Source organism: Rhodoferax sp. U11-2br (assembly GCF_018619435.1).
Classification (GTDB): domain Bacteria; phylum Pseudomonadota; class Gammaproteobacteria; order Burkholderiales; family Burkholderiaceae_C; genus Rhodoferax.
In genome coordinates, this window is the sequence record NZ_JAHFZF010000053.1 from 1 (window position 1) to 14898 (window position 14898).

Below are 14898 nucleotides of genomic sequence, written 5' to 3' on the forward strand. Positions count from 1 at the left end.
CACCCACACCCCCGGCCTCACCTCGACCCCCGGCATCTCCACCCCGGCAATGGCGCCGCGCAGCACCCGCTGCAGCACCAGCCAGTAGTCGCTCACCCGGCCAATGTCGATCCAGTTAAAAAAGCGCTTCTGCGCAAAAAACGGCAGCTTGTCGGCCACCAGCTGAGGAAACAGCTGCGAGCCAATGTCATAGGCCTGGTCTGGCGGCACCAGGTCCAGCACCGCAGGCTCAAAGATGTAAATCCCGGTGCTGGCCAGCTTGGACTTGGCCTCAGTGGGCTTGGGCTTTTCTTGAAACGACACAATCTTGCCACCCGACTCGGCCACCACAATGCCGTAGGACTCGACCTCGGCCAATGGCACCTCCAGCGCCACCAGACTGGCCATCGCCCCCTTGGTCTTGTGCTCATGCAGGGCCGAGCCAATGTCCAGGTCAATCAGCGCATCACCACACAGCACCAGCGTGGTCTCGTCAAAAAAGCCGCTGAAGTCCTGAATGCGCCGCATGCCCCCGGCCGAGCCCAGCGGGCGCGGCACCACCTCACCATGCTCCAGCACACCTTCGTATGAGTAGCCCAGCTCCACCCCCCAGCGGTGGCCGTCGCCAAAATAACGCTCAATCTTCTGGTGGTTGTAGGCCACATTCACCATGATCTGCTTGATGCCGTGGCGCGCCAGATGCTCAATCTGGTACTCCATCAGCGGCTTGCCCAGGATCGGCACCATGGGTTTGGGTAAATCCGTGGTCAAAGGCCGCACCCGTGTGCCCTGCCCCGCCGCCAAAATCATGCCTTTTGCCATGCTGAACTCCCTGTTAATACCGCAAACTTGATGCAAGCCATTTGTACATTCGGCCTTGGCGCTACTTGTATCCATAGCTACGCTTTTGGGTAGCAAATTCAGTGCCACCAGCATCCCGTCTCAACACACACACTCTCTCACAAAAAAGGGAGCCGCAGCTCCCTTATTCATACGCCGCTGACGGCCGCTCGCATCAGCCCCGGCTTGGCTTGCGGCGTCGTGCCACAGCGCCCAGCACACCCAGGCCGGCCAGCAGCATGGCAAAGGTTTCTGGCTCCGGCACCGGGGCAGTCAGCACAATCAGTTGCGACTTCGGGTCAGCCACACCCACAGCAAATTCGTCCTGCAACTGCTCGGCCACCAGGTAAATCGTGCCCTTCTCATCCACCGTCACACCTTCAATGCCGTTGTTGGCCAGCACACCACTCAGGTCCAGGCTGCTGATGACCTGGCCTGCGCGGTTTACCTCCAGCAAGGTGCGCGAGCCCAGGCTCAGCACAAGCAGATGGTCTGCCGCCGCAGTGCCCGCAAACGAGTCCACCGACGACAGCGTCTGCACGTCTGACAAAGTGCTCACACCCAGCGACACCGGGTTGAACAGATTGGTCAGGGTGGACGTCCCCGTAGCGGCCGCTGCAAACGTCAGCTTGCCAGCCAGAATGTCCTGCGGATCCTCCTGCTTGATGACCACAAAACTGCCGCCATTACGCGCGTCGTAGCTGATGCCTTCCAAGCCGCTGTTGCCCACATCAGCATTGCTGATCGACACCGAGTTGGCCGCCAGGTTGGCCTTGCCGCCCGCCACGTAGCTGAAACTGTAGGCGTCAAACAAACGCTCTTCGGTCACCACCAGCTGCCCGTTGCCCAGATACGTCAGACCCTCGGTGTCGTGTTTTTTGCTGTTGGTGCCGGCCCAGTTAAAGGCCATGCTACCCAGTGTCTGGCCGGTGAGCGAGACCTCGACCACCCCCGTGCCCTCGTCACCCACATAAAACAGCGTGCCACGGTCACGCGCATAGGTCACCGCCGAGGCCTCCAGGCCCGACACTGCACCCACCGCCGTGTCCAGCCCATAGATGCCGCTCACCGAATAACTCCCCAGATTGAGCGAACTGGCCGCCTGCGCAGAAAAAGCAGCCACACAGGCAGCGGCGCAGACCAGATGTTTGGCTTTGATCATGAAGCGTGCTCCCGATCAAACCCGGCGCCGGCGGGCGATGGCCCCCACCAGACCCAGGCCAGCCAACAACATCGCGTAGGTTTCGGGCTCCGGTACAGCGGCAATGCTGCCCGGCGAACCAATCTCGCCCACACTGCGCGCTGCGGCAAATGCCCCATTCACCCCCACCACGCTCAGTTGCGAGAGGGTGGTGTTGTTCAGGCCAGCCGCGTTGTCAAAGGTTTGATAAGGCTTTGTCGCATCCGATGCCCCAAAAGCAACGCTGGCTTGCAACACACCGCTGGCGTTGTAGATGTTGACCGCATCACCTTCTGCACTCAAACCAACGCTACTGCCGCTGTAATACCCCACCACCAAACCCGCTGGTACGCTGGTTCCGAACCAATTGCTCGCAAAGGTGCTGGCCTTGCCCGCAGTGCCTTCCACAAAAATCACCGACTGCCCGGCTGCGATGCTGCTGACGCCAGACAAGGCAATGGCCTTGGCAAACGACGCACTGCTGTCATCTACCTTCCAGCCCGTGATGTCCAGCGCCGATGTACCCGTGTTGGTCAATTCAAACCAGTCCGCGTCCACCGGCGAATTACCGCTGCTCCACGGTGCAACCTCGGTCACGCTGACCGCAGCCTGCGCCAAACTGACCCCTGCCGACAGCACAACAGCCGCGGCAACCACAAGAGATTTCCTGACAAATTTCATTGGTTGTACCTAGTTAAAAACACAGGTACAAGTCTCAACAGGGGGTGTGACAAACCCGTGACGCCGGATTAGTCCGTTCGGACTATGGCTGGCCAGTTCCCCTACAGCTGCCCGATGCGCGCCAGGCAGGCATCACACAGCGCTTTGGCCGACTCTACTGTCGCGGACTCGGCGTAACAGCGCAGCTCGGGGGCGTTGCCACTGGGGCGCAGGTGCACGATATCCTGGTTGGCAAAAGTCACACGCAAGCCATCGGTCTGGTCCACCTCGGCCACCGCACCAGCGCCGGGGGCCAGCGTGGCGGCCATCCGTGCCGCATCAGCCAGCAGGTTCTGAATCAGCGTACGGCTCTTTTCGGTGGCAAAAGCCTGCAGGCGGTCGCTGGCGGTAAAGCGCTTGGGCAAATCGGCTGACAGATCAGACAACAGGCTGCCGCGTTGGCGGGCCAGGCTCAGCAATGCCAACATCGGCAACACCGCGTCACGCGTAGGCAAGGCTGCCAGCTTGCGCCCGTGTTGCAGCACATCACTGGCCAGCAAAAAGCCGCCATTGGCCTCAAACCCCACCACCGGCCCAGCTTGCACTGCAGCGTCTTGCATCTGCGCGGCCAACGCCGTGTCCATGCCCGCAATCACATAGGGCGAGCCAATACGTGTGCGCAGCACCTGGGCAAAAGCACCACTCTTTTCCAGCGCGGTGTTGCTGCTCACCGGCGTAACCACCACCTGCGCCCGCAAAAACTGCGCACACAAGATACCCACCACATCACCACGCAGCCACTGGCCGCGCTCGTCACCCAGCAGCGGGCGGTCGGCGTCGCCGTCGGTCGACACAATCGCGTCAAAACGGTGCTCGGCCGCCCACGCCCTTGCCTGGGCAATGTCTTCGGGGCGCACCGCCTCGGTGTCAATCGGCACAAACACATCGGTGCGACCCAGCGGCAGCACCTGCGCGCCCAGTGCGTGCAAGATCTGGCCAATGATGTCGCGCCCCACGCTGGAATGCTCATACACCGCCACCCGCATCCCGACCAATGCCTGGCTGCCAAAAAACTGGGTGTAACGCTGCACATAGGCCTGGGCCACCTGCGCATCCGGCTCGGGCAAAGCTGCCAGGTCCAAGCTGGCTGGCAGCTCGACCGTGGCCGCCAGCATGGCTTGTTCGTCGGCCTTGCTGATCTCGCCATCAGCGCGGTAAAACTTGATGCCGTTGCGGTCAAACGGAATATGGCTGCCGGTGATCACCAGCGCAGGCACCCGCAACTGCGCCGCGTAATACGCCAGCGCCGGTGTGGGCAAGGCCCCGGCATAAATCACGCGGGCGCCATGTGCCGCCGCTGCCGCCGCACACGCCACCGCCATGCGCGGGCTGCTGGGGCGCAAATCGTGGCCCAGCACCAGCGTGTTGGCACCGCTGGCCACCGTTTGCAGAAAAGCGCTGGCATAGGCATAACACAGCTCGTCGGTCATATCGGCCACCAGGCCACGGGCACCACTGGTGCCAAAAGCTACGCCAGAGCGGGCGACTCTGTCTGCAAAATTGTTTGGGTTCATATCAAAAAAAACCCTGCATCAGCAGGGTTTGTTCGGGAGTGGGAAACAGGTGAAGTAAATCAGACCTTGCGGGCCCGGCGACGGGCAACAAACCCCACAAAACCCAAACCAGCCAACAACATGGCCCAGGTTTCGGGCTCGGGCACTGGTGTGATGGCAGGCAAGGACTGATCGGGCAAGATGCTGACGCCGCCGCTTCTGACCGTGATACTCAAGCTGCCATTCACACCGCTGGTCAATGCCTTGGTGACACCGGTCACCGTCAGCACATAAGACTCACCCGCCAACAGCGTGTAGGCATTGCCCAAAGTGTTATTGGCCCCATCGTTAAAGCTGGCAATCAGATTGCCGCCCCTGTTAGTTGCCGACACCATCGGGCCACCTGCAATCTGAAAACTCAGGCTGCTGTACTGGGTGTCAGCCCCATAAATTGACACAAACAAGGTGTTGTCAAGCGTCGGGGTGATCAAAAAAGAATTGAGAAACGATGTACCCGAGGCGGTGGAAAAATCGGTGGTACTCAACGAGGGCACGGAGACTGCCGCAGAGGCCCAGCCAGCCGACACCAGCAAACCAGCCACCAACACCTGACGCAATGTTTTCTTCATTTTCATGCTCCCTTTTTGTCAGTCAGGTTAGAACGCCGGCGTGCAACAAAGGCCATACCACCAGCACCCAACAACACCAAAGCCATTGAACCCGGTTCAGGGACGCTGAAAGGCGCCACCTTGAACGTGTAAGACGCGTCAGACACCTCGCCAACGAGCCTGAACCAATAGGTCTCACCTGCAGTCAAAACAGGCAGCTCCAGCGAATAGGCGGATACGAAGTCATCCACCGCCACCAGCTCACCATTCAAAGCGTCCAGCCAAGTCACAGAATCCAGACTGCTGCCAAACCCAAAACTGTAAGAGCCCCCGATATCACCCATGAAGTCAAACATCACGAGTCTGGCATCAGCACCGAGCAATTTGTCGGCCTTAAAACTCAGCACCTGTTCAAACGGGCCGCTGATGTCTGCGCTGTAAGTCAACGTGTCATTCAGTGTGCCCAGATTCACTGGCACAACGGAAGCACTTGCCGCGCCCAACGCGCCGACCAGTGCCAGAGCAACAGTCATTTTTTTGAAGAGAGAAGTCATCATGGTGGTGGTGGCAAGTGCCTGTTGAAACAATGGAATACGGTTTATGAGCTGTTGAACAAATTCTAGGTTGGCCCCTAGACCGGTCCGTTAGTTCGTTCGGACTAACGCAGACACCATAAACCGGCAGTTTTGGGTGAAATCAGCAAAACGCATGGTCAACGGGGCACGCGGCGGCGGCTCACAAACACCATCACCAGCAAACCCGCCAGCAGCATGGCCCAGGTTTCAGGCTCGGGCACGGGTGAAGGAATGGTTGGATCAATCACGACCGTCGGGTCACTGATGCCCAAGCTCTGGCCATCAACGGGGCTGCTGCCAATCGCCACAAATTGGGTCGGCAACAGTGCGTAAGTCGGCTGGGCAGCGGATGAAATCAGCGCGGGCTGAGTCGTTTCTGCCCAGTCGTTGAAACTGATGTCTCTGCTAACCATTGGATTGGTGTCAATCGCCACCTTGATCGGTGAGTAAGACGGACTGGACAACAACAGACCCTGATTGGAGCTGGACACCTTGTTGTCATACCCATCAAGAAGCGCGTTCCTGATGGCGCGCACCGCCGCTGCCGGGCTGGCTGGCATCTGGAAACCGCCGCCAGAACCACCCGCCGAATCCGAGCCCAAGTTGAAGCCATAGCTCAAGGTCGCGGCAGAAGCCCAGACAAAGCCCATCAGCAGCAAGGCGGCAATGACCCAACGAAATCTATTTTTCACAGTTTGGCGACGAGCTTCTTGTTTTTGAACCACCCGGTCAGACCCACAGAAAAATGTGGTGATTGGTGTCCCTTGATTTTAGAGCCCGCCCCAGCCCCTCCAATTAGTTCGTTCGGACTAAGGTCAGGCTCATGCCATGGCCAATCATCACAAAGTGGGAAATTGGTTCAAATTGGCAGATATCCCTTATTAATAAAGGGCCTGCAGCTATCTTCCAGATAGCAATACCGCACAACAACTGCGGTGCACTCCAGCGACGGGCAGGCCTGCCAGCAATCTGCCCGCGCCCTATCGCCCAATGGCCAAATACTCAAAGCCCATACCCCGCACCTGCGCCGGGTCGTACAGGTTGCGGCCGTCGAAGATCACCGGGGTTTTGAGCTTGGTTTTGATGGTCTCAAAGTTCGGGCTGCGGAACTCGCGCCACTCGGTGACGATGACCAACGCGTCGGCACCGTCCAGCGCAGCGCTCTGGCTGTCGGCATAGGTCAGGCGCGGCTCATTGGGGAAACAGTGTTTGGCCTCAGTCATGGCCACCGGGTCGTAGGCGGTCACGGTGGCGCCTGCGGCTAGCAGGTCGGCTATCACCTCGCGGCTGGTGGCTTTGCGCATGTCGTCGGTATTGGCCTTGAAGGCCAGGCCCCACAGCGCAAAGTGTTTGCCGGACAAATCGGCCCCAAAACGTGCCAGCACCTTCTGGCCCAACACACGCTTTTGTGCGTCGTTGGCGGCTTCCACAGAGGTCAACACCTTCAGGCACATGCCCGCATCGTCTTGCGCGGTCTTGACCAAGGCCTGCACGTCTTTCGGAAAACACGAGCCACCGTAACCCGCCCCGGCATACAAAAAGTCGTAGCCAATGCGCGGGTCTGAGCCAATGCCCCGGCGCACATGTTCAATGTCGGCACCCAGCTTCTCGGCCAGGTTGGCCAGCTCGTTCATGAAACTGATGCGGGTGGCCAGCATGGCGTTGGCGGCGTATTTGGTCAGCTCGGCACTGCGGATGTCCATCACGATCATGCGGTCGTGGTTGCGCTGCAGGGGTGCGTACAAAGCACGCATGTTGTGGGCGGCCTGCTCGTCATCACAGCCCACCACAATGCGGTCTGGCCGCATGAAGTCTTCAATGGCCGCGCCCTCTTTCAAAAACTCGGGGTTGCTCACCACGCTGAACGGAATGTTTGCCCCGCGCTGGGCCAGCTCTTGGGCAATGGCCGCCTTCACCCGGTCTGCGGTGCCCACCGGCACCGTGCTCTTGTCTACCACCACCTTGTAATCGGTCATGTGTTTGCCAATGTTGCGGGCGGCGGCAATCACATATTTCATGTCGGCCGAGCCATCTTCATCGGGCGGTGTGCCCACCGCAATGAACTGCACGGTGCCAAAGTGTGCGGCGCGCACCACGTCGGTGGTGAAGTGCAGGCGGCCAGCGGCCACATTGCGGCGCACCAGGTCTTGCAGGCCGGGCTCAAAAATAGGGATGCCGCCCTCCTCCAGAATCTGGATCTTGGCCGGGTCCACATCCAGGCACAACACATCGTTGCCAATGTCGGCCAGGCATGCGCCCGACACCAAACCCACGTAGCCAGTGCCAATCACGGTGATCTTCATCTTTTTAACCCCCTATACATACACACAATTTTAAATACAAAATGTGCCTTTAGCCCTTATATATAAAGGGCTTATAGCTTCTCTATCAATAGCAAAAAAGCGGCTACACAACACGGCGGCGTGTCAGCAGCTGGCGCACCGCACCTGCAACAAACAGCGTGTTGGTCACCAAATAACGCTTCCACAAACGGCGAGGCTCAGACACCAGGCGGTGCAGCCACTCCAAACCTGCGTGTTGCATCCACAGCGGCGCACGCTGGATGGTGCCTGCGTGGTAGTCAAACGCCGCCCCCACCCCCACCATCACCGCGTTGATGCGCCCCCGGTGCGCCGCCATCCACAACTCTTGCTTGGGGCAGCCCAGGCTGACCCACACCGTGCCCGCGCCCGATGCGTTGATGCGCTCCACCACCGCTGTGTCTTCGGCCACCGTCAATGGCCTGAACGGCGGCGAATACGCCCCCGCCACCCGCAGCGTCGGAAAAGCCTGCGCCAACCTGGCTTGCAGAATGGTCAGCGTGTCTTCAGCACCGCCGTACAGGTAGATTGACTCGTTGCGCTGCGCCGCCTGGGCGCAGTATTTCCACATCAGGTCTGGCCCGTTGATACGCTGCTGGTTCGGAAAACCCAGCTTGCGCATCATCCATGCCACTGGCGCACCGTCTGGCGTGGCCATGTCCGCCTGCGCCACCACCGTGCCAAAAGCCGGGTCTTGCCCCGCCGTGACCACCGAATGGGCGTTGCAGATGCAGACATAACGGCTCTGGTTCTGGGCCGCCCAGGTGCCAATGCGACACAGCGCCGTGGACCAATCCACAGCATCAATAAAGGCGCTCAACACCTTGTGCCCCAACCTAGCCATGGACTGCTGCCTCAATGCCATCGGCAAACCGTTGCACCATGTTCTCCAGCGTGTAGTGCTCGCTGTCGGCCAAGGCGCTGGCTTTCATGCGTGCCAAGCGGCCCGTGTTTTGAATCACATCCAGCACAGCCTGGCCATAGGCTTGCGGCGTGTCGTCGCTGTACACACCGTTTTCGCCATCACGCAGGTAAGCCACCTCAGGTGAATGCCGTGCTGTACGCGTGGTCATCATCACCATGCCCGCACAAAAAGCATCCACGATGTGCAAACCCACTAAGCCGGGGTTCAGCATCACGTCACCCATGCGGAAATACAAGGCCTTTTCGCGCCCCTTGCGTACCCCCAGCAAATGCATCCACGGCCGGGTAGCGGCGGCGGCCTTCATCTCTGGCATGGACGGGCCATCACCAATGACCACCAAAGCAAAATTGGGCATGTGCTGGCGAATCACATCCGCCGAGGCCACCAACAAGTCAAGCTTCTTGTCTGGGTACAACGAACCGCAAAACACACCCACAGCCGCATCAGCGTCTATACCCAGCTGGCTTTTGGCCGCCAACACCTCGTCTGCTGACCACGACGCCAGATCAGCCTTGAAACTGCTTGTATCAATGGCGTTGTCCAGGCAAGTGATCTGGGCCGCGGGATAACCCGCCTTGGTCAGAATGTCGACCGTCATGCCGGTATAGGCAAACCACCAGTCCACACGCCGCAGCAAAAAGTTCTTCCACTGCTCACGCAGACCGGTGGGAGCATCACTCTGAAAGTTTTTGCCATGCCCCCAGTAAGCTACTTTGCGCGCAGACCACAAGCGACTTAGCAGCAGCGGGTAGTTGGACAAGATGCGGTTTTCTTGCATCACGATGACCAGATCGGCATCTTTGAGCTTTGAGGGGAAGGGTTGCCACACCAAGTCACGCGACCCAACCTCCCAAAAGATGTTGGTTACCTTCTGAGCCCAAGGGAGCGAACCCTCGTCCTTTTTGACCGACTCTCGGCGAGAAGCTTGCCCATGTACCAGTTCAAGCTGCACCCCCCTTGATGCACATGCACTGCGCAATAACTCAAATAGCTTGGTTCGGTAGTGAAGTAACCGATATTGGAATAAAACGACTTTTTTCATCTTGAATTCTGAATGAAGGAGAGAAAATCACCTTGAAATTGATATTCAATATTCTTTAGTTCGAAAATCTTCACGAGTAACTCGCAAATAATCCGGCATACTTTTCTCAAAAATACTAACACCTACCTCTTTATTGTTTAATATTTCTATACCTGAACGAGCACTCACTAGCACATTTGCCATTTGACCTTCAATAATGGTGTTGTTTCGAAACACGTTATATTTAGGAGCGCCTAAATCATCTTCGCGTATTTTGGCCAGATTGGGGAAGCGCATTTTGTAAACAGAATCTCGGTAAGGTACTGCATCAAGACCACGTTGCAGTGTTCCATTTGGATCTAAGGTAGCTGGACGCTGAGAGGTAAGCCCCCTAGCGTCCAGATGCAAGGCTGGTGAGCTTTGGAAGAATAGATTCTTCTCAACAACGTTATCTCGACCGCCACCCAAAAAGACAGGTTGTTGCACGCGTGCAAAGATGTTCCCTCGAATCGTGATGCCAGACGCTTGGTCATCAACATAAACACCTTTGACGTCCAACTCTTTGGACTGCGCTGTGATGTCATGCAAGAAGTTGTTTTCTATGACAGTGCCTTGCACCGTGTAGTCCCTGCCTACATAGATCGCGCCCGAGTCGCCAGTTTCTCGAACCACGTTGAATATCTCATTGTTTGAGATGACATGGTCATTGCCTTTGAAGAAGATGGCTGCATGAGGTGCATCAGAAATGGTGCTGCCATTGACGCGCTGCCCAACGCCATCGAACTCTACGGCGTAGCGATACGTCTTCACCAAACGGCTGTAACGCCGGATGATGCAGGCGTCGACAAAATTGCCTGCCGCACGCAATGTAGTGCGGTTGCCACCAGACAAATAGACGCCACCTTCGCCGTTGTCTTCAATCAAGCTGTTGCGAATGCCGGAGTCAGCTGAATCAGCTATCACTAGTCCTCGGTTTCCCGTGAGCCGTATAACAAGGTCGGCAAAAACAATGCCGCTGCTCCTCGATACATGCACCGCATCACCAGTGGTTTTTTCAAAAATCAGGCCTTTCACAGTAACCTGCTCTGAGTCTCTGATGTTCAAAAGCTGCGCGGCAATAGAAAGTTCGGTGTCCTTCCCTGTGAAGCTGCTACCCGGCAAATAAAACAACTTGGCCGCGCCTCGATCCACATACCATTCGCCGGGTGAGTCCAGTTCGACCAAGGCATTTTCAACACGAGCGCGTTGGCCTGACAAAATGCCATACGGCGATCCATTGCCGAGCAAAGTCAAGGTATTGGTGCTCGGGTCTTTGGAAGAAACCAGGTAACTTTGTGCTGACCAGTTGTTGCCCCAGAACGCATGAATCTGCAGGCTAGGTTCAGCCAACCAGTCGCTAACGTTTCGTCCTTCGATTGAAAATGTCTTTTTGTCTTCAGGAGCCAAACCGCCAGGGCGAGCCAGCTTGCCATATCCTGCGTTGGGCCATCCTGCGAGCGGTTGAGCCGAGCCAGACACGAACAGTTCCGTTAACACTGGACGGATAGGTAGACCATAACCCCAAGCATGTGGAATGATCTGAAGCGGCAAATCGAGTGCAGAAATATCTGCGACTTTCAACCTGCTACGTATGGATTCGGGCACGCGAGCAGGGGTATTGCCCACAGTAGCAGCGGCCCAGTTATCAAGGGGGGTTGCACCGCTGATGACCGTGCTCCGGGCGGTACCCTGGATTTCTAGCGGAATGCCATGAGTTGGTCCTTTACCCCACTGCAAATCCAGTGCTGTACTCAAGCGGTAGACACCAGGCGCAATGTCCAACCGTACTTTTGAATAGCGGCCAACAAGTGCGTTCTGCCACTGCGAAGTTTTGATGACTTGAATAGCGTCAGCCAGCGTGGTCTTGCAGGCTTGCACGGCATTTACATCACATGACGGCAGTGAGGAGGACGCCAACGCAGAAGGGAGGAAAACGGCGATCTTCAGGTCCGAACCCAAACAGCCTGTGGCAACAAGCGACAAGGAAAGCGCCAGCCCCTGCAAGCAGACAGAGGGTGAGCAACTCATGCTGATTGCCTACCGGCTGACGCCGTATGTTTTGTGATGGCGTCGCCATAAAACGATTCCAATATCTTGGTTTGTTTCGCAATATCAAATGACTCCAGAACAAACTCGCGGCCACTTTTGCCCATCTGCGCACGAAGATCTGCGTTACTCAACAGAGTTACCAGTGCACGTGCCAGCGCAACGTCATCACCTTCTGGTACAAGCAGGCCAGTTTCGCCATCCAACACGGCTTCAGGAATACCGCCATGCAAGGTCGACACAATGGGTATGCCACAGGCTGATGCTTCGTTGAATACTATGCCCAGTGCTTCCGAGTCGCCATTAGGCGCCGTTTGACTGGGTAGAGCAAATACGTCCGCTTGCTGCATATAGGATCGCACATCCTCTGAAGATTTACTTCCCAACAGTTCAACCCGCCCCGTAATTGACAAGTCGGCAATAAGTTGAACCAACTCTGCTGTTTGGGGGCCTGCACCAATTTGAAGTAGTTTCACATCAGGAAATTGATCTGCAACTCTAGCCCACGCCTTAAATAAAGTCGCCAAACCTTTCTTTGGGGTGTGCCTGCCAACACACAGCACATAACGCTGTTGAGATTTCTTAGGCACTGGACAAAAACGAGCGGTATCAACACCAATATAAATGCGGCGAATACGATCATGATCAAAACCAGCCTTCAACAGAAGATTTTTTACAAAATCTGAAACCGCAATAAACCCAGAACCATGCCGCTTTAATGCGTCTAGATGAATTGCGTAATGCAAGTCGGTGGGGCGTTTGCTGGTTAATAAGTCCAACTTATTGCGTGTGATATCCATGCCATGAAATGTAGCCAACATAGGTACATTCAGCTTCTTAGCCAACGGCATGGCCATCACAGCATCTGGGCCAAAGTGAACATGCAACAAGGACAAAGACTTCAGTTGAGATAAATCAAAACTGGAAGCAGAGCGAGTAAATGTCCACCACCACTTTGAGAACTTTTCGTGAAGATAGACGACCTTTGAACCTTCGGCTTTACCAAAATAATCACGGCAAACAAACAAAGGCTCAAAGCCATTCAGAGCTTTAACCTGCTCTGTAATAAAAACCTCAGACGGCAAAGGATAAGTGGTTCTAAAAACCCCAACTTTTAGGTGTTTTTTCAATTTATCTCCAAGTTCGGTAATACCGAAGAACTTTATAAAAAAACAAAACCATTTGCTGAAACTTGTTGTGATACTTCACTTGAATTCTGAAGCTCTCTGTAAGAGTGCCAAGAAAATCACGACCACTAACACCACCCGGTTCAAAAGAACCAGAAACAAAGTCTGCGCGGTGAATGGAGGCACCCGAATGAGCCACCTTAAGAATAAAGTCTTGATCTGCAGCAATGGGAAACTTGTTGGAGTAATAACCAAACTTCTCATGCAATGCAGTGCGGAAAGCAGTAGAGACAGCATGACCAGATACAAACGCAAACTGGCGATTGACAGCAGGGTTGCCACCCAAGACGCCTCGCTCTACGCCACAAAATTTGAGACGCGAGGTCACCATATCCGCATGACTAGAAGAGATTTCCCGTTTGAAGTTTGCAATTGCATCAGGATAGAAGTAGTCATCCGATCCGGCCACCACATAGTACATACCCTTGCACTTCCTGATCGCGCCGTTAATTGCGTCATAGATGCCAAAGTCACTCCTTTGAACTATTTGTATGTTCAATAGTGGGTAATCTTTGAGCACTTCAATGGTTCCATCTGAAGACCCCCCATCAGCAACCACCCATTCAAAATCATGATCCGACTGAGACTGCAAACTATTTGCAAGGATATGTATAAATTCCTTTGAATTAAAAGTAGCAGTTATAACTGAAATAAGCATATATATTTAATCTGCGCGTAGTTTTCGACCAAAATTCGAAGAATTTGCACTAAAGGATAAAGTCGAATTAATCTTGCTTTTATGCATATAAAACGAATACGCTAAAAGATCATACGTCATAAACAAAACATATGTATGCATATAACTCATACTCGCACCGTTCATGAACGCCCCAAGCATAAATATGATGAAAACAAAATTGACCTTTGAAAACTCCTCAACCTTCAATGCTTGAAGCCTGATATTTACAATAAACCAAGTCGCAATGACCATCAAAAATATGCCCAAACCAACAAATCCTGTTACGCCAAGTAAGTTTGAATAACCATTATCCGCAGATCCGCCGTGATACTGGAAAGAGGTATAACCAAACGCACTTGCCAGAGTAAATCCAAAACCGAACAGCGGATCAAAATCAAGTACATTCTTGAGAATCTGTGAAAACTCGCGCGTCCGAACATCAAAATTTCTAGCTCCAGTGAGGCCAGTTCCAGAAAACTCCTCAAATCGACGAACCATTGCCAGATAGTGACCTTCTGCAACATAGGGAATTAGAACTATGACGATTGCGAGCAAGACAATCAGTACACCAAATCTCTTGATGGTCTTCAAAGTTGGCCTACGGTACATCACCAAAAAAATGACCATCAAAACCGTGAGAATCAAAGTGCCACGCGTCAACATCAGAAGCACACAAAGCACAAGTGTGGCCAAACCAGCGGCGTTGATGAATTTGTTGCCAATACCTTCAATAAGACGATTTGTAAAAACAAAAATGAAGTAATACGCAAACATCGGAAAACCCGAGAAGTTTCGCTTCACATCATCTGCAGCACCGCCAATCTCAAAAGACTCATAGGCCCCTTTGGGATATATATCCAAGCCTAATGTGTTGTAAGCGATATAGCACAAACCAAATAAAATCGTTACATACATCAAACAATTTAAAATCTTTTCAAATCTAACAATAGGATCAGATCGCAACTCCCGATATACAAGGTAAAAGATAATTCCATAAAAAAATACACGCCCCATTTTTACAGGCCATATCACACTACCCATGGCAAAAATAGAAAATACAAACAATGCAATATAATATGCCCAGTAAATATTGATCATATTGTAAAGAGGCATTTTTCTTACAATAGATTCATACCCTTCGTCGGTCTTATTCAAGGCAAACAATCCCAAGAATAATAGAGCAAAAGTTATCAAAAGACCGTAGTCCTGAAACTTGATAAAGCCTTGCATGGCAAAATCTTCCCACCCCAATAATCCATTAATATTAGAGTAGATGATTAAAATC

At 54.4% G+C, this 14898-nt stretch carries 13 protein-coding genes and 2 pseudogenes; all 15 read right to left on the reverse strand.

What is annotated here, in order from left to right:
* A partial coding sequence (locus KKO72_RS20285; protein ID WP_214943582.1) for a nucleotidyltransferase family protein occupies positions 1 to 789 on the reverse strand: 789 nt, incomplete at its 3' end.
* Between the two features lie 205 nt (positions 790 to 994).
* Positions 995 to 1102, reverse strand: a pseudogene (locus KKO72_RS21410) (PEP-CTERM sorting domain-containing protein); the annotation flags it as partial.
* Positions 1103 to 1165: 63 nt separating this feature from the next.
* Positions 1166 to 1981, reverse strand: a pseudogene (locus tag KKO72_RS20290) (SdiA-regulated domain-containing protein); the annotation flags it as partial.
* Between the two features lie 15 nt (positions 1982 to 1996).
* Positions 1997 to 2680 carry a lamin tail domain-containing protein gene (locus KKO72_RS20295; RefSeq protein WP_214943546.1) on the reverse strand — a complete coding sequence of 228 codons (684 nt, stop codon included), beginning with the start codon at positions 2678 to 2680 and terminating at the stop codon, positions 1997 to 1999.
* Positions 2681 to 2781: 101 nt separating this feature from the next.
* Entirely contained in the window at positions 2782 to 4233 is a 1452-nt protein-coding gene (locus KKO72_RS20300) for a phosphomannomutase (RefSeq protein ID WP_214943550.1), read from the reverse strand.
* 59 nt (positions 4234 to 4292) lie between these two features.
* The gene (locus KKO72_RS20305) at positions 4293 to 4841 is read right to left on the reverse strand and encodes an FxDxF family PEP-CTERM protein (protein ID WP_251140815.1); all 549 of its coding nucleotides are present in this window, start codon (positions 4839 to 4841) and stop codon (positions 4293 to 4295) included.
* A 2-nt stretch (positions 4842 to 4843) separates the two neighbouring features.
* Positions 4844 to 5377: a PEP-CTERM sorting domain-containing protein gene (locus KKO72_RS20310; protein WP_214943556.1), complete on the reverse strand. Its 534-nt coding sequence runs from the start codon at positions 5375 to 5377 to the stop codon at positions 4844 to 4846.
* Between the two features lie 155 nt (positions 5378 to 5532).
* Entirely contained in the window at positions 5533 to 6087 is a 555-nt protein-coding gene (locus KKO72_RS21415; protein ID WP_214943559.1) for a PEP-CTERM sorting domain-containing protein, read from the reverse strand.
* A 288-nt stretch (positions 6088 to 6375) separates the two neighbouring features.
* The gene (locus KKO72_RS20320) at positions 6376 to 7698 is read right to left on the reverse strand and encodes a UDP-glucose/GDP-mannose dehydrogenase family protein (RefSeq protein WP_214943562.1); all 1323 of its coding nucleotides are present in this window, start codon (positions 7696 to 7698) and stop codon (positions 6376 to 6378) included.
* Between the two features lie 103 nt (positions 7699 to 7801).
* On the reverse strand, positions 7802 to 8560 hold the full coding sequence (locus tag KKO72_RS20325; protein WP_251140816.1) for a WecB/TagA/CpsF family glycosyltransferase: 759 nt from the start codon (positions 8558 to 8560) through the stop codon (positions 7802 to 7804).
* Positions 8553 to 9470 carry a glycosyltransferase family 4 protein gene (locus tag KKO72_RS20330; protein ID WP_214943568.1) on the reverse strand — a complete coding sequence of 306 codons (918 nt, stop codon included), beginning with the start codon at positions 9468 to 9470 and terminating at the stop codon, positions 8553 to 8555. The genes KKO72_RS20325 and KKO72_RS20330 overlap by 8 nt, the downstream gene beginning before the upstream one ends.
* Before the next feature lie 258 nt (positions 9471 to 9728).
* Positions 9729 to 11729 (reverse strand): right-handed parallel beta-helix repeat-containing protein, encoded by a 2001-nt coding sequence (locus tag KKO72_RS20335; RefSeq protein WP_214943571.1) that lies wholly within the window; start codon positions 11727 to 11729, stop codon positions 9729 to 9731.
* Positions 11726 to 12877, reverse strand: coding sequence for a glycosyltransferase (locus tag KKO72_RS20340; RefSeq protein WP_214943574.1), 1152 nt, complete (start codon positions 12875 to 12877; stop codon positions 11726 to 11728). The genes KKO72_RS20335 and KKO72_RS20340 overlap by 4 nt, the downstream gene beginning before the upstream one ends.
* Before the next feature lies 1 nt (position 12878).
* The gene (locus KKO72_RS20345) at positions 12879 to 13592 is read right to left on the reverse strand and encodes a glycosyltransferase (RefSeq protein WP_214943577.1); all 714 of its coding nucleotides are present in this window, start codon (positions 13590 to 13592) and stop codon (positions 12879 to 12881) included.
* A gap of 6 nt (positions 13593 to 13598) precedes the next feature.
* Positions 13599 to 14898: O-antigen ligase (locus KKO72_RS20350; protein WP_214943580.1), on the reverse strand; the 1300-nt coding region annotated here is incomplete at its 5' end.

Coding starts and splice junctions, on each gene's coding strand:
- KKO72_RS20295 (WP_214943546.1), bottom strand. CDS start 2,680: ATGAAATTTGTCAGGAAATCTCTTGTGGTTGCCGCGGCTGTTGTGCTG.
- KKO72_RS20300 (WP_214943550.1), bottom strand. CDS start 4,233: ATGAACCCAAACAATTTTGCAGACAGAGTCGCCCGCTCTGGCGTAGCT.
- KKO72_RS20305 (WP_251140815.1), bottom strand. CDS start 4,841: ATGAAGAAAACATTGCGTCAGGTGTTGGTGGCTGGTTTGCTGGTGTCG.
- KKO72_RS20310 (WP_214943556.1), bottom strand. CDS start 5,377: ATGATGACTTCTCTCTTCAAAAAAATGACTGTTGCTCTGGCACTGGTC.
- KKO72_RS20320 (WP_214943562.1), bottom strand. CDS start 7,698: ATGAAGATCACCGTGATTGGCACTGGCTACGTGGGTTTGGTGTCGGGC.
- KKO72_RS20325 (WP_251140816.1), bottom strand. CDS start 8,560: ATGGCTAGGTTGGGGCACAAGGTGTTGAGCGCCTTTATTGATGCTGTG.
- KKO72_RS20335 (WP_214943571.1), bottom strand. CDS start 11,729: ATGAGTTGCTCACCCTCTGTCTGCTTGCAGGGGCTGGCGCTTTCCTTG.
- KKO72_RS20345 (WP_214943577.1), bottom strand. CDS start 13,592: ATGCTTATTTCAGTTATAACTGCTACTTTTAATTCAAAGGAATTTATA.